The sequence below is a fragment of the Burkholderia cepacia ATCC 25416 genome (genome assembly GCF_001411495.1).
Classification (GTDB): Bacteria; Pseudomonadota; Gammaproteobacteria; order Burkholderiales; family Burkholderiaceae; genus Burkholderia; species Burkholderia cepacia.
In genome coordinates, this window is sequence record NZ_CP012981.1 from 941,237 (window position 1) to 961,279 (window position 20,043).

19 protein-coding genes are annotated in these 20,043 nt (G+C 66.6%); 12 read left to right on the plus strand and 7 right to left on the minus strand.

What is annotated here, in order from left to right; genetic code table 11:
* Positions 1 to 42: 42 nt before the first annotated feature.
* Positions 43 to 321 carry an HU family DNA-binding protein gene (locus APZ15_RS04270; RefSeq protein ID WP_006401505.1) on the minus strand — a complete coding sequence of 93 codons (279 nt, stop codon included), beginning with the start codon at positions 319 to 321 and terminating at the stop codon, positions 43 to 45.
* A gap of 388 nt (positions 322 to 709) precedes the next feature.
* Between APZ15_RS04270 and mnmC the strand changes: the two genes are divergently transcribed.
* From mnmC to APZ15_RS04305, 7 genes are all read left to right on the plus strand, one after another.
* The gene (mnmC, locus tag APZ15_RS04275) at positions 710 to 2,680 is read left to right on the plus strand and encodes a bifunctional tRNA (5-methylaminomethyl-2-thiouridine)(34)-methyltransferase MnmC2/FAD-dependent 5-carboxymethylaminomethyl-2-thiouridine(34) oxidoreductase MnmC1 (protein WP_027788732.1); all 1,971 of its coding nucleotides are present in this window, start codon (positions 710 to 712) and stop codon (positions 2,678 to 2,680) included.
* A 669-nt stretch (positions 2,681 to 3,349) separates the two neighbouring features.
* On the plus strand, positions 3,350 to 4,564 hold the full coding sequence (locus tag APZ15_RS04280) for a cation:proton antiporter (protein ID WP_027788731.1): 1,215 nt from the start codon (positions 3,350 to 3,352) through the stop codon (positions 4,562 to 4,564).
* 14 nt (positions 4,565 to 4,578) lie between these two features.
* Positions 4,579 to 5,694, plus strand: coding sequence for a YbdK family carboxylate-amine ligase (locus APZ15_RS04285; RefSeq protein WP_021160413.1), 1,116 nt, complete (start codon positions 4,579 to 4,581; stop codon positions 5,692 to 5,694).
* A gap of 508 nt (positions 5,695 to 6,202) precedes the next feature.
* Complete coding sequence (locus APZ15_RS04290; RefSeq protein ID WP_027788730.1) at positions 6,203 to 6,841, plus strand: MarR family winged helix-turn-helix transcriptional regulator; 639 nt, start codon at positions 6,203 to 6,205, stop codon at positions 6,839 to 6,841.
* 28 nt (positions 6,842 to 6,869) lie between these two features.
* On the plus strand, positions 6,870 to 7,580 hold the full coding sequence (locus tag APZ15_RS04295) for a glutamine amidotransferase (protein WP_027788729.1): 711 nt from the start codon (positions 6,870 to 6,872) through the stop codon (positions 7,578 to 7,580).
* A 215-nt stretch (positions 7,581 to 7,795) separates the two neighbouring features.
* On the plus strand, positions 7,796 to 8,908 hold the full coding sequence (locus tag APZ15_RS04300; protein ID WP_027788728.1) for an NADH:flavin oxidoreductase/NADH oxidase: 1,113 nt from the start codon (positions 7,796 to 7,798) through the stop codon (positions 8,906 to 8,908).
* A 178-nt stretch (positions 8,909 to 9,086) separates the two neighbouring features.
* On the plus strand, positions 9,087 to 9,620 hold the full coding sequence (locus APZ15_RS04305) for an SET domain-containing protein (RefSeq protein ID WP_027788727.1): 534 nt from the start codon (positions 9,087 to 9,089) through the stop codon (positions 9,618 to 9,620).
* A 127-nt stretch (positions 9,621 to 9,747) separates the two neighbouring features.
* Here APZ15_RS04305 and APZ15_RS04310 read toward each other — a convergent pair whose 3' ends face one another.
* The gene (locus APZ15_RS04310; protein ID WP_027788726.1) at positions 9,748 to 11,232 is read right to left on the minus strand and encodes a sensor histidine kinase; all 1,485 of its coding nucleotides are present in this window, start codon (positions 11,230 to 11,232) and stop codon (positions 9,748 to 9,750) included.
* Between the two features lie 118 nt (positions 11,233 to 11,350).
* On the minus strand, positions 11,351 to 12,043 hold the full coding sequence (locus APZ15_RS04315) for a response regulator (RefSeq protein ID WP_006401494.1): 693 nt from the start codon (positions 12,041 to 12,043) through the stop codon (positions 11,351 to 11,353).
* A gap of 122 nt (positions 12,044 to 12,165) precedes the next feature.
* On the opposite strand from APZ15_RS04315, the gene APZ15_RS04320 reads away from it, so the two are divergent.
* A complete protein-coding gene (locus APZ15_RS04320; protein ID WP_021160419.1) occupies positions 12,166 to 12,396 on the plus strand; it encodes a DUF3717 domain-containing protein in 231 nt (76 codons plus the stop codon).
* 92 nt (positions 12,397 to 12,488) lie between these two features.
* Here APZ15_RS04320 and APZ15_RS04325 read toward each other — a convergent pair whose 3' ends face one another.
* Together APZ15_RS04325 and phhA are read right to left on the minus strand one after the other, a co-directional pair.
* A complete protein-coding gene (locus APZ15_RS04325; RefSeq protein ID WP_255221837.1) occupies positions 12,489 to 12,866 on the minus strand; it encodes a 4a-hydroxytetrahydrobiopterin dehydratase in 378 nt (125 codons plus the stop codon).
* A gap of 67 nt (positions 12,867 to 12,933) precedes the next feature.
* A complete protein-coding gene (gene phhA, locus APZ15_RS04330) occupies positions 12,934 to 13,827 on the minus strand; it encodes a phenylalanine 4-monooxygenase (RefSeq protein WP_034195935.1) in 894 nt (297 codons plus the stop codon).
* A gap of 139 nt (positions 13,828 to 13,966) precedes the next feature.
* On the opposite strand from phhA, the gene APZ15_RS04335 reads away from it, so the two are divergent.
* Complete coding sequence (locus APZ15_RS04335; RefSeq protein WP_006408082.1) at positions 13,967 to 14,452, plus strand: Lrp/AsnC family transcriptional regulator; 486 nt, start codon at positions 13,967 to 13,969, stop codon at positions 14,450 to 14,452.
* A 74-nt stretch (positions 14,453 to 14,526) separates the two neighbouring features.
* Here APZ15_RS04335 and APZ15_RS04340 read toward each other — a convergent pair whose 3' ends face one another.
* Together APZ15_RS04340 and APZ15_RS04345 are read right to left on the minus strand one after the other, a co-directional pair.
* On the minus strand, positions 14,527 to 15,060 hold the full coding sequence (locus APZ15_RS04340) for a class IV adenylate cyclase (protein WP_027788723.1): 534 nt from the start codon (positions 15,058 to 15,060) through the stop codon (positions 14,527 to 14,529).
* 170 nt (positions 15,061 to 15,230) lie between these two features.
* Positions 15,231 to 16,130 carry a LysR family transcriptional regulator gene (locus APZ15_RS04345; protein ID WP_027788722.1) on the minus strand — a complete coding sequence of 300 codons (900 nt, stop codon included), beginning with the start codon at positions 16,128 to 16,130 and terminating at the stop codon, positions 15,231 to 15,233.
* A gap of 183 nt (positions 16,131 to 16,313) precedes the next feature.
* Between APZ15_RS04345 and APZ15_RS04350 the strand changes: the two genes are divergently transcribed.
* From APZ15_RS04350 to APZ15_RS04360, 3 genes are all read left to right on the plus strand, one after another.
* Entirely contained in the window at positions 16,314 to 17,999 is a 1,686-nt protein-coding gene (locus APZ15_RS04350; protein ID WP_027788721.1) for a GMC family oxidoreductase, read from the plus strand.
* A gap of 447 nt (positions 18,000 to 18,446) precedes the next feature.
* Positions 18,447 to 19,226: an ABC transporter ATP-binding protein gene (locus APZ15_RS04355; RefSeq protein WP_021160426.1), complete on the plus strand. Its 780-nt coding sequence runs from the start codon at positions 18,447 to 18,449 to the stop codon at positions 19,224 to 19,226.
* Positions 19,223 to 19,978 (plus strand): ABC transporter ATP-binding protein, encoded by a 756-nt coding sequence (locus tag APZ15_RS04360; protein WP_021160427.1) that lies wholly within the window; start codon positions 19,223 to 19,225, stop codon positions 19,976 to 19,978. The genes APZ15_RS04355 and APZ15_RS04360 overlap by 4 nt, the downstream gene beginning before the upstream one ends.
* Positions 19,979 to 20,043: the final 65 nt, after the last annotated feature.

A 20,043-nucleotide genomic window follows, 5' to 3' on the forward strand; every position in this document is an offset into this window, starting at 1 on the left:
AAACCCGCCGAAAGGCGGGTTTTTCTTGGAACAGGCGCTGGATTAACGCTTGTTGACGGCGTCCTTGAACGCCTTGCCAGCCGTGAACTTGACCGTCTTGGCTGCCGGGATCTTGATGGTTTCGCCCGTCTTCGGGTTGCGGCCCGTACGTGCTGCGCGCTTGCCCGAACCGAAGCTGCCGAAGCCGATCAGCTGAACCGCATCACCCTTCGACACGGCCTTCTTGATGACTTCGAGCAGCGTGTCCAGCGTTTCGCCGGTTTGAGCCTTGCTGGCGCCCGTTTGGGCGGCGACGGCGTCGATCAGTTCCTGTTTGTTCATTAAGGTTCCTTTATCAGGTTAGGTTGACACGAACAGCGCGAACGCGCCGATTATACGTGCGCGAACCGTGCCGTCGAGAGTCAGACTCCGACGACACAGCGCCGAATCCTGGCCCGCGCGACGCGCCCTCCGGTATGCCGGCGGCCACCCCGCGGTACGGCGTTGCTATGATAGCGCAGCGCAAACCCAATAACGACAAGGGTTTCAAAGATTTTCATCGGTATTTCGCCGAATGAATCACGGACTGCCCATTTTTTGACCAGCGCCAACCGGACAGGATACGCAGCGCGGTCCGCCCGTGCGCCGCCCCGTTGGCTTTTTCCAACGGCCGGACGGACGGCCCCGCGCAATCCCTTGCCAGGCTTGGCTGCCACGTTTTTTGTTTCGCATGACCGACCGACTTGTTCCCGCCACGTTCGCCATCCGCGACGACGGCACGCTCGTGTCGCCCGAGTTCGGCGACATCTATCACAACGTCGCGGGCGCGCTCGCGCAGGCGAACTACGTGTCCGTCGCGGGCAACCGGCTGCCGGCGCGCTGGCAAGGCCGCCGCACGTTCACGATCGTCGAGACGGGGTTCGGCACGGGCGCCAACTTCCTCGCGACCTGGGCCGCGTGGCGCGAGGATCCCGCACGTTGCGAGCGGCTGCATTTCGTGTCGGTCGAGAAGCACCCGTTCTCGCGCGACGACTTGCGCAAGGCGCTTTCCCATATCGTTGCGAACACAACCATGTCGGCCGAAGCCGCGATGCTTGCCGATGCGTGGCCGACGCTCGTGCCGGGTTTGCACCGGCTCGAATTCGACGACGGGCGGGTCGTGCTCACGCTTGCATTCGGCGACGCGCGCGAGATGCTGCCGAGACTCGTCGCACGTGCCGATGCGTTTTATCTGGATGGTTTCGCGCCGGCGAAAAACCCGGACATGTGGTCGGCCGACGTGTTCCGCGCCCTCGGACGCCTCGCTGCCGAAGGCGCGACCTTCGCGACGTATTCGAGTTCGGGCGTCGTGAAACAGGCGCTCACCGACGCGGGTTTCACGTATCGCAAGGTCGACGGGTTTGCCGGCAAGTTCGTGATGCTCGTCGGCGAATACGCGCCGCGCTGGCGCGCGCGCCGGCACGAGCCGCCGCTCGCATTGCCCGTTGCGGCACGCCGCGCGATCGTGATCGGTGCGGGCCTGGCGGGCTGCGCGGTCGTCGAACGTCTCGCCGCGCGCGGCTGGGAGGTCACGCTGATCGAACGGCACGAGCGAATCGCGAGCGAGGCGTCGGGCAATCCGGCCGGCGTGTTCCATCCGCTGATGACGCGCGACGACAACGTCGCGAGCCGGCTCACGCGCGGCGGCTTCCTGCACGCGATCGCGCGCTGGCGCGCACTCGAACGCGCGGGCCATGCATTCGCGCGCAGCACGCGCGGGATGATTCATCTCGCCGAATCGGCCGACGACTTCGCGCGGATGCGTGATGCTTTCGATGCGTTCGGCGCACCGTCCGACTACGTATCGCTGCTCGACGCCGATGCCGCGCGCGCCTATCTGAACCTGCCGGTCGCGCACGGCGGCCTGCTGTTTCCGCACGGCGGCGCCGTCTGGCCGGCCGGCCTTTGCGCGGCCCAGTGCGAGGCGGCCGGCAAGCGCGTGCGCTTGCTCGCGTCCACCGCCGTGGCACGACTCGAACGGCGGGGCGATGCATGGCATGCGCTCGACGATGCGGGCGGCACACTGGCCGAAGCGCCCGTCGTCGTGCTCGCGAATGCCGGCGATGCCGCACGCCTCGCCGGGTTGCAGCACGTCGCGCTGCAACCGGTGCGTGGCCAGCTCACGTTGCTGCCCCCCGGCAGCACGGCACCGCTGCCGTGCCCGGCGATCGGCGACGGTTACGCGGTACCGCTCGACGACGGCACGCTGCTGATCGGCGCGACGTTCGAGCCCGACGACGTTGATCCCGCGATGCGCGCGGCCGGTCACGCCGAAAACCTCGAGCGCGTGCGCCGTCTGCTGCCGGGCCTGATCGGCGACGTGCCGGATCCCGGCACGCTGCGCGGCCGCGTTGCGTTCCGCTGGGTTGTCGGCGATCGACTGCCGCTCATCGGCCCGCTCGCGGACGAAGCGGGAGCCGTCGCCAAAGCACGCGCGCTGAGCGGCGCGCAGGCGCGCGACCTGCCGCGCATGCCCGGACTCTACGGCGCATTCGGTTTCGGTTCGCGCGGCCTCGTATGGGCCGCACTCGGCGCCGAACTGATCGCATCGCAACTCGAAGGCGAGCCGTGGCCGCTCGAACGCGAACTCGCCGATGCCGTCGATCCCGCACGCTTCCTGATCCGCGCATTGCGCGCGCGCCGCGTCAGCCAGGCCGGCTGACCGGCCCCCGAGCCGATCACAGTTTCCCGATTTTTTCGCGCAAGGTTATCCACTCGATGCTGTGGATAACTGCGCGGAATCCGCGCGCACTTCGTGTGCAATCACAGTGGACGTAAACTGGGCAACTCGGCACAGCTGTGAAACGGCCCGAAAGTTGCTCAATCGAAACTTCTGTGCACGAACAGCCTGTGCAACGGGTTATGGACTCTCCAACACCTTGATCCGTCGACGTAAACCGAAGTTATCCACAGAACTGTGCGCGCCTTGTTAACTTCTACTACGTATATATACAAGTAAACCTTTGAAACCAAAGACCTAGGGGGCGCACAGCGCCGCGAGTCGAATCAATGGGTTCCAGACCGAAAAAGCTGTGGCACAATCGGTTTCCTTCGCGTTCATCCGGCCAGGCGCCGGACATGCTTCAATGGAACGGTCGGCACGATTTCGAATCTGAATCTTCGAGACTGCGCAGTCCGTTCACACACCAGGCCGACAATCCAGATCGGCAACCTGAGCGACTTTCCGCCCTGTGGCGGAGCAGGCGGATCCCATGTCCCGCCGTCGTCGACACAACAATCACATTCGGGGCGATACCCAGCCGGCGCGCATCCATTTCTGACGCTTGACCCTGTGTCGCTGGCGGTCGCTTCCAAAGGAGAAGTCACCACGATGAAGTCGGCGTTCTCATTCCTGCCCAACTGGCCGCTTACGCCGGATGCCGTGTTCTGGGCCGGGCTCGCGCTGTTCGCGGCCGGCCTGTGCGGCGAGCTGTGCTATCGCGCATGGCGGCTGCCGCGCATCACCGGTTATGCGGTGATCGGTCTCGTCGCCGGATCGTTCGGATTCGGCGTGATCGATGCAAGCACCGACGAAACCTCGCGGCTGCTGATCGACGTCGCGCTCGGCCTGTTGCTGTTCGAGCTCGGCAGCCGTCTCGACCTGCGCTGGATCCGGCGCAATCCGTGGCTCGTCGCGTCGAGCCTCGCCGAAGCCACGCTGACGTTCGTGCTGGTGCTGTTCGTGATGCTGGCGCTCGGCGTATCGGGGATGGTCGCGCTCGTGCTGTCGGCGATCGCGATTGCGACATCGCCATCGATGGTGATCCAGCTGAAGACCGAACTGCGCGCGGAAGGGCAGGTGTCGCAACGCCTCATCACGCTCACCGCGCTCAACAGCGTCTATGCGATCGTGCTGACCAAGCTCGTGACGAGCTGGCTCCACCAGGAAGCGTACGGCAACGTTTTCGCGACGATCCTGCAGCCGCTCTACCTGCTCGCCGGTTCGTTCATCGTCGCGTATCTCGTCGCGCGTTCGTGCAATTTCCTGTTCCGCCACATGACGTCGACGATGCGCGACGAGCATTCGTTTGTCGCGCTGTTCGGGCTCGTGATGCTCGCGATCGCGGTGGCCCAGGCACTGAAGCTGTCGACGCTGCTCACGCTGCTGCTCGCCGGCATCATCGTGAAGAACCTCGAGGCGCGCCCGCAGCTGTGGCCCGAGCATTTCGGCACGGCCGGCTGGCTGCTGACGGTGGTCCTGTTCGTGCTCACGCTCACGTCGTTCACGTGGGGCGACATCGCGCTCGGCGGCTTGCTCGCGATCGTGCTGATCGTCACGCGGCTCGTCGCGAAGCTGGCCGGTGTCGTCGCGTTCGCGAAGCCGAGCGGCATCGGGATGAAGCAGGGCATCGCGCTCGGCATCGCGCTCACGCCGATGTCCGCGCTGTCGTACCTGCTCGTCGACGACACCTACCAGCTCTATCCGAATTTCGACCCGCACCTGCGCGCGATCGTGATGTGCACGATCGTGATCCTGCAGCTCGTCAGCCCGTTCATCGTCTACCGCTGCCTGTCGGCGGTCGGTGAGCGCAGCGACAGCAACTGATTCCGGAACCTGCCATGGCACTCGAAACCTTCGTCAATTCCGAGCCGTTCACGTTCGGCGTCGAACTGGAGATCCAGGTCGTCAACACGCACAACTACGACCTGACCAAAGCGGCATCCGACCTGATGCGCCTGATCCAGGGCGAGACCTTTCCGGGCAACATCACGCCGGAAATCACCGAGAGCATGATCGAGCTGTCGACCGGCATCTGCCATTCGCACGAGCAGGCGGTGAGCGAGCTGCACGCGATCCGCGACGTGCTCGTGAAGGCGGCCGACCAGCTCAACGTCGGGCTGGCCGGCGGCGGCACGCATGCGTTCCAGCAATGGAGCGACCGGCAGATCTACGATGCGCCGCGCTTCCAGTACATCTCCGAACTGTACGGTTACCTGGCCAAACAGTTCACCGTGTTCGGCCAGCACGTGCACATCGGCTGCCCCGATCCCGACAGTGCGCTGTTCCTGCTGCACTCGATGTCGCGCTTCATTCCGCATTTCATCGCGCTGTCCGCGTCGTCGCCGTTTGTGCAGAACGTCGACACCGGCTTCCATTCGGCCCGCCTGAATTCGGTGTTCGCGTTCCCGCTGTCGGGCCGCGCGCCGTTCGTGCTGACCTGGGACAGCTTCGAGGAGTACTTCACGAAGATGGTGAACACGGGTGTCGTCAACTCGATGAAGGACTTCTACTGGGACATCCGCCCGAAACCCGGCTACGGGACGATCGAGGTGCGCGTGATGGACACGCCGCTGTCGGTCGATCGCGCGGCGGCGATCGCCTGCTACATCCAGACGCTCGCACGCTACCTGCTGACCGACCGGCCGCTGAAGCTGTCGGAGGACGACTACCTCGTCTACACGTTCAACCGTTTCGAGGCGTGCCGCTTCGGGCTCGAGGGCACCTGCGTGAATCCTCAGACGGGTGAGCGCCGTACCATCGCCGAGGACATCCTCGACACGCTCGACCGGATCGCGCCGCATGCGGCCGCGCTCGGTTCGCGCGCGGCGCTCGACGAGATCGGCGCACTGGCCCAGGCGCGCGTGAACGACGCCTCGTGGTTGAGAACCGTTTTCAAACAGGAAAAATCGCTCAACGAGACGGTCCGCCAGCAGTGCTTACGTTGGCGCGAATGAAAAAATGTTTTGCAGATTACGGGGTCGACCGAGTCGCGATTCACTGAACGGCTGGCGGCCTCGATTGACGCCGAAATCGTTGCCGGTTGTCCTGAAAATCTGTGGATAACCCGATATTCCGCTGCAAAGTCAACGATCTGTGCGCGGGATAACCCGGTGGATCATTGCGGTCGGCCCGATGGCCGATCCGAACAGGAAAATGTCCCGACACCCCGCTGCGCGGGCGTTCGGCATTGCAGGCACAACGAAAAATTTTGGTTATCCAGTGATTTTCCACAGAATGAAGGGGATAACTTAGCTGTGCGATTTTCCGCTCTCGCTTAGAATGTCGGCTTTGCGGACACCGGAACGATGCGTGTCTTACCGGTCGCCGCGAACGCGACCGCCGCGTGTGCCCTCGCGACGGCCGTGCTGACGCACTCGCAAGAGCGTGTCTGTTTTGAGATAGACATTCGATCTCCACACTACGGCCGCTCGGCAAACCGGGCGGCGGCAAAGCGAAAAGACTATGAGCGAAGGCGTTTACGGGAATCAGGCTTCGGGACGTGTGACCCACAGCCTGCTGCGGTTGAGTACGGCCATGCGAAGCCAGGCATGGGATTGGGCGGAAGGCGCTGGCCTCACGCCGACGCAGGGCGAGATTCTCGTGCTGCTGCTGCAGCGCAAGGGCCCGATGCGGCTCGGCGAGATCGCGCGCGAGACGCAGCTGACCGCGGCGACCACGAGCGATGCGGTCAGCACGCTCGAGACGAAGGGGCTCGTCGAGAAGCGCCGCGCGCTGGACGACGGCCGCGCACTGGCCGTGCGCCTGTCGGCTCGTGGCCGCACGGCCGCGAAGAAGGCGCTGCAATGGCCTGAATTCCTGACGAAAGCCGTCGGCAAGCTCGGCGCGGACGAGCAGGGCGCACTGTATCGCGCGCTGCTGAAGACGCTGCGCGAACTGCAGGTGGCCGGTGCGACGCCGCCGCAGCGCATGTGCTTGACGTGCGCCCACTTCCAGCCGGGCAAGCTGTCGAAGAAGACCGTGCATCATTGCGCGGCGCTCGACATCTCGATGTCCGACAGCGATCTGCGTCTCGACTGCTCGGTGCAGGAAGAAGCCGACGCGGCGACGCAGAAGAAGACCTGGAAGATTTTCGCCGGCTGACGTCCGTCGATCGACCGGGAGGCCGATGATGAACGCTGAAGTCGTGGCGATCCGCCACGTGCACTTCGAGGATCTCGGGAGTTTCGAGCAGGTGCTCGGCGAACGGGGCCGGCGGGTGCGCTACGTCGACGTCGGGTCGTCGCGCTTCGAGGTGCTCGACGTACTCGAACCGTCGCTCATCGTCGTGCTCGGCGGGCCGCTCAGCGTGTACGACGACGCGCAGTATCCGACGATCGCGCCGCTCGCGGCGCTCGTGCGCACGCGCATCGACGCCGGGCTGCCGATCCTCGGCATCTGCCTCGGCGCGCAGTTCATCGCCCGGGCGCTCGGCGCGCGCGTCTACCCGGCCGCTCAGCACGAACTCGGCTGGACGCCGCTGACGCTCACCGATGCCGGCCGCGCATCGCCGCTGCGCCATCTCGATGGCGCGGCGACGTCGATGCTGCACTGGCATGGCGACACGTTCGACCTGCCGGGCGGCGCGATTCATCTCGCGTCGACACCGGCCTGCCGCCACCAGGCATTCGCGTGGGGCCAGCACGTGCTGGCGCTGCAATGCCATCCGGAAATCCGCACCGACCGCTTCGAACCGTGGCTGATCGCCAACGCCGGCGAAATCGCGGCCACGCCCGGCATCGACGCGCGCCAGTTGCGCGCCGATACCGCGCAGCACGGCCCCGCGCTCGAGGCGGCCGCGCGACGGATGTTCGCGGAGTGGCTCGACGGCGTCGGACTCTGACGCGGCAAGCGGCACTGCCGTTTGCCGCGAAGCGGTTGCCCGGCCCGCGTCCGTTGCAGGCCGGCGCATCGCCGTATGCGCGCTGTTTGCCGCGTCGCCCGCAACCCGCCGCGGGCCGTACCTGACCATCCGCTTACTGCCGCGTGCACCGTCAGCACGCTTGCGGCCTGCGTGCTACGCTCGTTCGCTCTTTCCTTTCCTGGCGAGCGGCCTCCATGACTGCGCTGTTTTCCCCGTTCACGCTGCGCGGCGTGACTCTTCCGAACCGGATCGTGATCTCCCCGATGTGCCAGTATTCGGCCGAGCGCGGTGAAGCGACCGACTGGCACATGATTCACCTCGGCCATCTCGCGCTGTCGGGCGCGGGGCTGCTCTGCATCGAGGCGACCGCGGTGGAACCCGACGGGCGCATCACGCATGGGGACCTCGGCCTCTGGGACGACGTGACCGAAGCCGCGCTGAAGCCCGTGCTGGCCGCGATCCGCAAGCATTCGCCGATCCGCGTCGCGATGCAGTTGTCGCATGCGGGGCGCAAGGCGTCGAGCAACGTGCCGTGGCAGGGCGGTCAGCTCGTGTCGGTCGCCGACGGCGGCTGGTTGCCGCATGCACCGTCGGCCGTGCCGCACAAGGACGGCGAGACGCCGCCCCTCGCCCTCGATGCCGCCGGCCTGAACCGGATCCGCGAAGCATTCGCGGCCTCGGCGAAGCGTGCCGCACGGCTCGGTATCGACGCGATCGAGGTGCATGCGGCACATGGCTACCTGCTGCACCAGTTCCTGTCGCCGCTCGCGAACCTGCGCACCGACGAATACGGCGGCTCGCTCGAAAACCGGATGCGCTTTCCGCTCGAGATCTTCGAGATCGTGCGCGCGGCGTTTCCGGAGGATCGGCCGGTCGGCGTGCGCGTGTCGGCCACCGACTGGGTCGAAGGCGGCTGGGAGCTCGACGATACGATCGCGTTCGCGCACGAACTGAAGCGCCGCGGCTGCGACTGGATCGACGTGTCGTCCGGCGGCGTGTCGCCGCTGCAGAAAATTCCGCTGTCGCCCGGTTACCAGGTGCCGTTCGCGCAGGCGGTGAAGCGCGCGGTCGGCATGCCGACGGTTGCCGTCGGGCTGATCAACGAGCCTGCGCATGCGAACCGGCTCATCGAGGCCGGCGATGCCGATTTCGTCGCGATGGCGCGTGCGATGCTGTACGACCCGCGCTGGCCGTGGCACGCGGCGGCCGAGCTCGGTGCGCAGGTGACGGCGCCGCCGCAGTACTGGCGTTCGCAGCCGCGCGAGCACAAGGCGTTGTTCGGCGACGTCGCCTTCGGCCAGCATTGAGCATCGCACGCGCAATATTGCGCGTGATGTTGAACGAAGCAATCGTGAACGTGTAGGATGCGGGTGATTCGCCGCATGTCCCGACGCGGCACCGACCGGTGCCGCGTTTTCGTTTTGCGCGACGCCAGGCCACGATCGCGGCCGCCCCATTCAAGTCGTTTTCACAAGGATTCGTTCGATGAGTTCACGCAGGATCGCGGTGCGCCGCTCGGGAGTACACGGCAAGGGCGTCTTCGCCGTGGCGCCGATCAAGGCCGGCGAGCGCGTAGTGGAATACAAGGGCGAACGAATTTCGTGGAAGGAAGCGCTGCGTCGCCATCCGCACGACCCGAGCGAACCGAACCATACGTTCTACTTCGCACTGGACGAGGGCGGGGTGATCGACGGCAAGATCGACGGCAACAGCGCGCGCTGGATCAACCACTCGTGCGCACCGAACTGCGAAGCCGAGGAAGTCAAAGGCCGCGTGTACATCCACGCGCTGCGCGACATCGGGCCGGAAGAGGAACTGTTCTACGACTACGGCCTCGTGATCGATGCGAAGCTGACGAAGTCGCTCAAGCGCGAATACGCGTGCCATTGCGGCGCATCGTCGTGCCGCGGCACGCTGCTCGCGACGTCCGACGACGGCGGCAAGAAGAAGAAAAAGAAGAAGGACAAGAAGGACGGCAAGTCCGAGTCCCGTTCGAAGGACAAGAAAAACAGGAAGTGACGCAGGCGGCGGCGCATCGTGCGCTGCCGCTGCCGTTTCAGCGCCCGGCTGCTGCATCATGCGGCCGGGTTTTCCGCCTTCGTCATCCGGCGTGCGACCCGGCCAGGGGCCGCCCGACGCGAATCGCTCAGTGCGTCGACGCGGTGGCCGGGGTTTCGCTGGCCGGCTTGTTCGTGCGTGCAGCCAGCGGCACCCTCACCACGAAGCGCGAGCCGCCTTCCGACGCATCCTCGTACGATACGGTGCCGCCGTGCATCGCGATGATGTCGTGCACGATCGCGAGGCCGAGCCCGGCACCCGTCTCGACGCCGTTGCCGTTTTGCGCGTCGCCGCGGAAGAATCGCTTGAACAGATCGGCCTGCTGGTTGGCGGGCACGCCGGGGCCGTTGTCCTCGACGACGATCTCGGCGGCCGGCTGGCCGCCCTCGAGCGCGCCGCGCGCGACGTTCACCGTGATCCGCGCACCGTCCGGCCGCCCGAGCGGCACGTACTTTAGCGCATTGTCGAGCAGGTTCGCGATCACCTCGCGCAACAGCACGGGGTTGCCGCGCACGACCAGCTTCTCGTCGTCACCCGGATCGTCGGTGCGCTGGAAGCCGAGGTCGACGTGCGACGCGAGTGCGCGCGGCACCCATTCGGCGCCCGTCTCGAATGCCATCGCCGCGAGGTCGACGTCGACGAACCGCGCGGCCTGTTCGCCCGGTTCCGCGCGCGCGAGCGACAGCAACTGGTTCGACAGTCGTACCGCGCGGTCGGCGGCCGCGCGCAGCTCGCGCACCGCGGCGAAGGTCTGGTGCGGGTCGCGTGCCACGGCCGCTTGCTCCGCATGCAGCTTCACGGCCGTGAGCGGCGTGCGCAACTGGTGCGCGGCGTCGGCGATGAACTTGCGCTGCGCGTCGAGCGCGGTTTTCAGGCGGCCGAGCAGGGCGTTCATCGCGCTCGTCAGCGGCCGGATTTCCAGCGGCACCTCGGTTTCGTCGACCGGTTCCAGCGACGTGTGGGTCTGCCGGTTCAGTGAATCGGCCAGATGCGTGAGCGGGCCGAGCTGCTGGTTGACGACGCGCCACACGATGCCCCAGCCCGCGAGCAGCAGCAGCAGCAGCGGCATCATGATCGCGACGAGGAATTCGGCCGCGATCCGGTAGCGGTGCCGCACCGGCTGCGCGACCTCGACGACCATCGGCTTGCCGCCTTCGACGTTGTCGACGCGCACCTGCGCGACCCGTACCGCGCGATTGTCGTATTCGGCCTCGAACACGTACGCGTGATGCATGCGGCGCACGTTGATGCCCCGCAGCGGCAGCTTCGGATCGCCGGCGAGTTCCTGTTCGCCGTCGCTGATCCGGTAGATCAGCGCTTCGGCGGGATCGGAGAACATCGCCTGCGCGAGCGGCGGCACCGTAAACGGCGCGTCGGGGCCGGCGATCTGGATCTGTTTGGAAATGGCGGTCGCGAGATCGGCGAGCGAGCGGTCGATCACGTGCTGCGTGTATTGCCACGCGAGCCAGTAGGCGATCAGGCCGCTCATCAGTGCGAGCATCGACAGCGGGGCGGCGAGGCGCCGAAGCAGCGAGCGGCGCAGGCTGGTGGTCACAGCCGGATCAGGTGACATTTCGACGGGCAAATGGATAAGCGCCGCTCACGGGGAGCGGCGCGGTCGTACGCCGGGCGGCGATGCGGGCAGGGTGGGCGCGCCGGCGGCCAGGCCGGCCGGTGCGCCGCACCGCCGTTCAGACGCTCGCCGTCTGGCGGATTTCCTGCAGCAGGTAGCCGAAGCCGCGCACCGTGACGATTTCGACGCGGCACTGCTCGAGTTTCTTGCGCACGCGGTGCACGTAGACTTCGATCGCGGTGTCGCCGAGATCGCCGCCGAAGTGCGTGAGGTGATCCTGCAGCTGGGCCTTGCTGACGACGCGGCCGTGACGCAGCAGCAGCATCTCGAGCACCGCGAATTCACGCGGCGACAGTTCGAGCGGCTTGTCGTCGTTGAAGATGCGGCGATCGACGCCCGACAGGCGGACGCCGCCGAGCGACACTTCCGGGCGCGGCATGTCGCTGTGCGGGCCGCTGCGGCGCATCACCGCGCGGATGCGCGCTTCGAGCTCGGCCGGCTCGAACGGCTTGAGCATGTAGTCGTCGGCGCCGGAGTTCAGGCCCTGGATCCGGTCGTTCAGCTCGTCGCGTGCGGTCAGCACGATGACGGGCGTGTGGCGGTTGGTCTGGCGGAAGCGCGTGAGCAGCGTCATCCCGTCGATGCCCGGCAGGCCGAGGTCGAGGATCACGAGTTCGTGGCGATTCTGTGCCAGCGCCTGTTCGGCAAAGATGCCGTCATGCACCATGTCGACGGTGAAGCCAGCCTGCTCGAGGCTGCTCTGGATACCGCGTGCGATGGGGCGGTCGTCTTCGATCAGAAGGAGTCGCATGAAGTTCGCTCAAGTACAATGGGTTGGCGGTTCAGGCACGCGGACAGCACGACGCCGTTTCCACAGGGGTGCCGCGACACCTGACATCAAGCATGGCGGCCAGCGAACGATTAAATCCAATCATGTCCGATATTTCGATCAACGACCTAGAAGCCGCGATCAATTTCTGGCGCGCCCGCTCGCCGTCGAGCGGCGACGAACTCAAACTCTGCGAAGAGGCCAGCGCGCTTTCCAAGCCGTATGCGCTGCTGATTGTACAGCGCCAAGGCGCGCTGCAACTGGAAGGTTTGGACCCCAAGGCACGGAATGCGTACGAGACTTACGTGCGCCTTAAGGATGGCTTGGAAAGCTGAAGGCTTTCGCTGACTACATCCTAGAAAACGTTCATCGAAATGAAAAGTTGACGCGCCGCGCATCAAAGGACGCGCGGCGGTAGGGGAGGGTGTCAGGCGGCCGGTTTCGCGTGCGCGCCGGCAAGGTCGATGAAAAGCGCCAGTTCGATGTCGCGTTCGGTCAGGCCGTCGGCGTCGTGGGTCGACAGCGTGATGTCGACGCGGTTGTACACGTTGAACCATTCCGGATGGTGGTTCATTTCCTGCGCCTTGATCGCGACGCGCGTCATGAAGCCGAAGGCTTCGTTGAAATCGGCGAAGCGCAGGCTGCGCTGGATCGCGTCGCGGCCCGGTACAGCCGACCAGAGCGGCAGGCCTTCGAGCCGGGTCTTGCGTTCTTCTGATGTGAGCTTGTGGATCATCTTGCACCTCTCGTTCGGTAACGGCGCCCGCGCGCGGCTGCGCCGCGCGACGAAGCCGGCACCGGTCATTGTTTCATAGTTGTGGGACGGCCATCCGGGGACAGCCATCCGGCGACCATCGGCGCGCGTTCGCGGGTCACGCGCCGGCGTCGTCGGGCCAGCCTTCGCCGGTGCCGCGATGCAGCACGCGATCGGTGTCGAGCACCGCGCCGGCCGCGAACTCGGGCAGCGCCGCCAGCCGGTCGGCCAGCGCGCGGCCGTCGACGTCGGCGAGCGCGAACAACTGCGCGAAATCGTCGATCACGAAGTAGGTCTTCTGGAACGTGTCGATCCGGTACTTCGTGCGCATCACGCGCTCGAGGTCGAAGCCGAGCCGGTTCGGCGCCGCGCTTTCGAGGCTGTACAGGCTTTCGCCCTTGCTCGACACGATCCCGGCGCCGTAGATCGACAGGCCGTTCGTGCCGCGCGGATCGCGGATCAACCCGAATTCCACCGTATACCAGTAGAGTCGCGCGAGCCGCGCCAGCGCCGCTTCGTCGTCGGCGACCGCGAGCGCGGTGCGGCCGTACGCCTGCATGTAGTCGGCGAACACCGGGTCGATCAGCAGCGGCACGTGGCCGAAGAGATCGTGGAAGCAGTCGGGTTCCTGCAGGTAGTCGAGCTGGTCGGGGCGGCGCATCCACCAGGTGACCGGGAAGCGCCGGTTCGCGAGATGCTCGAAGAACACGCGGTCGGGCACGAGGCCCGGCACGGCGACGATCTCCCAGCCCGTTGCCGGCTTCAGCTGGCGGTTCACGTCGGCGAACGACGGCACGCGATCGGCCGGCAGGTCGATCTTCCCGAGCCCCGCGACGAACGCGTCGCACGCGCGCCCGCGCAGCAGCGCCGACTGGCGTGCATAGAGCTGCTTCCACACCGCGTGGTCGACCTGGCCGTATCGCGCGAGCGGCTGGTCGATGGTGAAATCGGCGCGGGTTTCGAGGCCCGCATCGAACTGCTCCTGCAGTTTCGCGGTGACGACGGTGGACATGATCTGGCTCTGCACGCGGCGGTTGTGAACCATGCAAGTGTAGAGCGGGCTGCGCGCGGAATGGGCGCAATATTGGCGTTGATTCGCGCGATGATGCGATAATCGCGCATCAAATCAAGGATCAATGCGGAGAATGCTCATGCTGGAACTCGATCACTTCGATCTCGCGCTGCTGGACGTGCTGCAGCGCTTCGGCCGCGCGACGCATCAGCAGCTCGGCGAGGAGGTGCCGCTGTCGCCATCGCAGATCGGCCGGCGGCTGCAGCGGCTCGAGGCGGCCGGCGTGATCGAAGGCTACCGCGTGATGCTCCGGCCCGAAAAGCTCGGGCTCGGCGTCACCGCGTTCACGAGCCTCAAGCTCAAGCACCACGGCGATTCGATCATCGAGCAGTTCCAGCAGCAGATCGACGTGCTGCCCGAAGTGCTCGAATGCCATGCGGTGGTGGGCGACGCGGACTACCTGCTGCGGATCGTCGCGCCCGACCTGAACGCGCTGTCGCAGTTCGTGATGAAGAAGCTGATGCGCGTGCCGGGCGTCGACAGCGTGCGCTCGAACATCGTGCTGACGACCTTCAAGCGCAACGGCGCGCTGCCGCTCGCGCACCTGGCGCCCGGCGCGGCCTGACACGGCGGCAGGGCGGCGACGGCGCGGCAGGGGCGAAGGCGGCGCGGGTGGCGCCGCCCCGGGGCAGGGCCGGATCAGGCCGCTTCGTGCTGCGTGTCGGCGTTCAGCAGGTCGACGTATGCGACCGCGACGAGATCGTCCGGCGACACGCCGAGCTTCGCGAACACGTCGTGCGCTTCGGCTTCGCCGCCTGCTTCGTCGTCGTCGGGGCCGAGCACGACTTCCAGTTCGATGAAATCGCCGAGGCCGTCGACGCGGTCGAGATGGATGCGCGTGCGGCCCGCCAGGTACACGTGCCGTTCCTTCGTCACGATCCCGCGCGTGGTCAGCGCGGTGGCGAGCAGCGCGTGCATCGCGTCGGGGTTCGTCACCGGGCTGCGCGTGTAGTACGACGCCTTCGGGCCGTCGCGGTCGTCGCGCTGGTAGAAGATCAGTTCGGCCGGCGTGCCGTCCTCGAAGCGGCGCAGCTTCAGCCGGCCGCGCGGCACGTCATAGAAGAAATCCTGCTGGCGATAGAAGAGCGGCGCTTCGGTCGCGAGTTTGGCCGCCTGTTCGCGCAGCTGGTCGAATTCGCGGGCGCGGGCTTTGATCTCGATGTTGCGGGCCATGCGGGTCTCCTTCAATCGGGGTCTCGCGGTGTGCGAACGCACAATCTAGCAAAAACGTGGAGACGGTGGCGTGACGGCGGGGGCGGGGTGCGGCGCGATGACGCGTGTCGTGCCCGGCAGCGGGATGCCCGACGCCCGACGCCCGGCACGCGCACTTTCATCAGCACCGCTCATATCGCCCACTGCGCCTCGATCAGCCGCAGCGCCGCCGCGATCGCCGGTTCGTCGCGCCGCTCGGCGAGCGTCACGAAGGTGAGCTCGGTCGGCACCGTCACGCGTTCGACGATCGTCAGCGCATGCGCGTGCGCTTCGGCCAGCGCGGTCGAATCGCGCGCGAGCGTCAATCCGATGCCCGATTTGACGAGATCGAGCATCGACTGCTCCTGGTCGACCTCGGCAACCTTGAGCGGCTGCGCGCCGGCGTCGGCGAAGCGCCGCGACAGCAGCCGGTGGTGCGCGGATGCCGGCGGCGTCCAGATCCACGGCAGCGCGGCAAGCGAGCGCCAGTCGTTCATGCGCTGTACGCGCTCCTTCCAGCCGGCCGGCGCGAGCACGCGGTACTCGAAATGCGTGAGCGTGACGGTGTGGAACAGTGCGCCGTCGAGCGGATCGTCCTCGCCCGGCCGGCCGATGTAGTAGCCGACGTCGAGCGCCTGCGTGCGCACCTGTTCGATGACCCAACCCGACATCCCGTGCCGCAGCGCCGTTTCGATCTGCGGATGGGTTTCGACGAGCGCGCGCAGGAAGCCGCCGAGCCGCAGGAAGCCCGGATCGAGGATCGTGCCGATCCGCAGCCGGCCGCGCACCTCGTGCCGCAGCGCAGCAGCGGCGCGCTGCACGTCGGCGGCCGCGGCGAGCGCGCGTTCCGCATGCGGCAGCAGGGTCTGGCCGTCGCGCGTGAGCGCGAGCCCGCGCGACGTGCGCGTAAACAGCGTGACACCGAGCGTTTCCTGCAGATGCTTGATCTGCAGGCTGACGGCCGGCTGCGTCAGGTGCAGCTGCACCGCGGCGCGTGTCAGGTTGCCTTCGCGTGCGACCGTCGCGAACGCACGGAGCAGGGTGAGATCCATCGTCGTGATATGAGCGCGGCTTATAACGCAGTTCAGCATAACTCATTGGATCGGCAGCCGGCGGCGGGAGTACGCTTCATCGGTCGTGTCGCGCGGCCGCCAGCGCGGGCCGCGACGCACTATGCTGAGAATGCGCGCGGCACCGCGCCGCGCGGCGCACAACAACGAAGAAGGGGACACGCCGTGAGTACTCCACGCACGCTCGAAGGCGAATTCGACTACGTGATCGTCGGTGCGGGCACCGCAGGCTGCGTGCTCGCGAACCGCCTGACCGAGGATCCCGACATCCGCGTGCTGCTGCTCGAAGCAGGCGGCAAGGACGACTATCACTGGATCCACATCCCGGTCGGCTATCTGTATTGCATCGGCAACCCGCGCACCGACTGGCTGTACAAGACCCAACCCGAAGCGGCGCTCAACGGCCGGGCGCTGTCGTATCCACGCGGCCGCGTGCTCGGCGGCTGCTCGTCGATCAACGGGATGATCTACATGCGCGGCCAGCGCGAGGATTACGACAGCTGGGCGCAGGAAACCGGCGACGCCGGCTGGTCGTGGGACAGCGTGCTGCCGATCTTCAAGCGCAGCGAGGACCACCATGCGGGCGCGAGCGACGCACACGGCGCGGGCGGTTACTGGCGCGTCGAGAAGCAGCGGCTGCGCTGGGAGATCCTCGAATCGTTCGCGCAGGCCGCGCAGCAGACGGGCATCCCGGCAACCGACGACTTCAACCGCGGCGACAATTCCGGGGTCGGTTATTTCGAGGTGAACCAGAAGCGCGGCGTGCGCTGGAATACGTCGAAGGCGTTCCTGCGGCCCGCGATGGCGCGCCCGAACCTGACCGTGATCACCGGCGCGCACGCGCAGCGCGTGATTTTCGACGGGCGGCGCGCGGTCGGTGTCGAATATCGCGGCGGCGGCACCGATTACGTTGCGCGGGCGCGCTCGGAGGTGCTACTGACGTCCGGCGCCGTGAATTCGCCGCAGCTGCTCGAACTGTCGGGCATCGGCGACGGCCGGCGGCTGCAGGCGCTCGGCATCGACGTCGTGCAGGATCTGCCCGGCGTCGGCGAAAACCTGCAGGATCACCTGCAATTGCGGATGGCGTTTCGCGTCGAAGGCGTGCGCACGCTCAACACGCTGTCCGCGCACTGGTGGGGCAAGCTGATGATCGGCGCGGAATATGCGTTGCTGCAGCGCGGGCCGATGTCGATGGCGCCGTCGCAACTCGGCGCATTCGCGAAATCCGACCCCGACGATCCGGCACTCACGCGCCCCGATCTCGAATACCACGTGCAGCCGCTGTCGCTCGAACGTTTCGGCGAGCCGCTGCACAGCTTCAATGCATTTACGGCGTCCGTGTGCCATCTGCGGCCGACGTCGCGCGGCAGCGTGCATGTCGCGAGCGCCGATCCGGGTGTCGCACCCGCAATCGCGCCGAACTATCTGTCGACCGACCACGATCGCCACGTCGCCGCGAACGCGTTGCGCCTCACGCGCCGGATCGCGTCCGCGCCGGCGCTCACGCGTTATCGGCCCGAGGAAATCCTGCCCGGCACGCAGTACCGGAGCGAAGCCGAGCTGATCAACGCGGCGGGCGCCGTCGGCACGACGATCTTCCACCCGGTCGGCACCTGCCGGATGGGGCGGGCCGACGACGAGCGTGCGGTCGTCGACAGCCGGCTGCGGGTACGCGGGATCGCCGGGCTGCGGATCGTCGATGCGTCGGTGATGCCCTTCATTACATCGGGCAATACCAATTCGCCGACGCTGATGATCGCCGAGCGCGCGAGCGACATGATCCGTGCCGATCGCCGCGCGGCGCGCGAAGCGACGCCGGTGCGAACGGAGCCCGCGGCGACAGCCGCGTGACGGAACGCTGACACGCACGACAGCGGGCCGTCATGATGACGCCCGCTGATTCGATATGCGAAACAAGCTGCCGGTGCCGATCGTGTCGATTGCGTCGCTTCACCGGCAAGATCCATGCAAGCCGTGCAGCCGCACGGCTTTCCTGTTGCGTGCCTGCCGCGCCGTGCGAAGAGACAACGGTCGATGATGCACGTGTCAAAAAAACGTGGCGAAAAACCGAGCACAACCGCGCGCGACATGGCGGCCAGCCCTATAAGTGCAAATCCCGATGATTGCACTGCACCAACGGCGAGACAATGTGGCGCAGTGTGCATACGCGTCGGCGCGGGAGACCACCCTCGAGGCGTAACACGGCGCCCGGGGCAGCCTGCTCATCCGCTGACGTGTTTCGCGGCCGCTTCGCGCGAATCTTCCCGGTGCTTCGCCTGACTTCGTATGGAAGGGAACATGATTCTCGGCGACACGATTCTGGAAACACGCGGACTGACCAAGGAATTCAGGGGTTTCACGGCCGTCAACGGCGTGAACCTGCGTGTGCGTCGCGGTGCGATCCATGCGTTGATCGGACCGAACGGCGCAGGCAAGACGACCTGCTTCAACCTTCTCACCAAATTCCTGACGCCGACGGCCGGCCAGATCGTCTTCAACGGGATCGACATCACCGACGAGCGGCCCGCGCAGGTCGCGCGGCGCGGCATCATCCGTTCGTTCCAGATCTCGGCCGTCTTTCCGCACCTGACCGCACTGCAGAACGTGCGCATCGGCCTGCAGCGCGCGCTCGGCACCGAATTCCATTTCTGGCGCAGCGAACGCACGCTCAAGCGGCTCGACGATCGTGCGATGGATCTGCTCACGCAGGTCGGCCTCACCGATTTCGCGCAGGTGCCGACCGTCGAACTCGCATACGGCCGCAAGCGCGCGCTGGAGATCGCGACCACGCTCGCGATGGAGCCCGAGCTGATGCTGCTCGACGAGCCCACGCAAGGGATGGGCCACGAGGACGTCGATCGCGTGACCGCGCTGATCAAGAAGGTCGCGAGCGGCCGCACCATCCTGATGGTCGAGCACAACATGAACGTGATCGCGGGCATCTCCGACACGATCACCGTCCTGCAACGCGGCGAGGTGCTGGCCGAAGGCTCGTATGCGGAAGTGTCGAAGAATCCGCTCGTCATCGAGGCCTACATGGGCAGCGCCGACGCGGCGCTCGCGGGGGCGCACGCATGAAGCACAGCGAACGGGAGGAACGCGAATTGAGCGGCGTCGAAAGCGGTACGCCCGCGCTGGAGATCACGGGCCTGGAGGCCTGGTACGGGGAATCCCACATATTGCACGGTGTCGACCTGACGGTGCATCGCGGCGAGGTCGTCACGCTGCTCGGCCGCAACGGCGCGGGCCGCACGACGACGCTGCGCGCGATCATGGGCCTCACGGGTCGCCGCAGCGGGTCGATCAAGGTCGCGGGCAACGAGACGATCGGCCTCGCGACACACCGCATCGCGCATTTCGGTGTCGGCTACTGCCCGGAGGAGCGCGGGATCTTCTCGAGCCTCTCGTGCGAGGAGAACCTGATGCTGCCGCCGCCGATCGGGCCGCGCGATCACGCGATGTCGATCGACGAGATCTACACGATGTTCCCGAACCTCGCGTCGCGCCGGCAGAGCCAGGGCACGCGGCTGTCCGGCGGCGAGCAGCAGATGCTCGCGGTCGCGCGGATCCTGCGCACCGGCGCGAACCTGCTGCTGCTCGACGAGATCTCCGAAGGCCTCGCGCCGGTAATCGTGCAGTCGCTGGCGCGGATGATCGTCGCGCTGAAGGCGCGCGGCTACACGATCGTGATGGTCGAACAGAATTTCCGCTTCGCGGCGCCGCTCGCCGACCGGTTCTACGTGATGGAGCACGGCAGCATCGTCGAACATTTCCAGGCGGCCGAACTGGAAAGCAAGATGCCGACCCTGCACGACCTGCTCGGGGTGTGACGCCGCCCCGTCTCTTTCGCCGCTAGCCGTGGCGGCTTCGAACAACCACAACGCATCAGAACAAC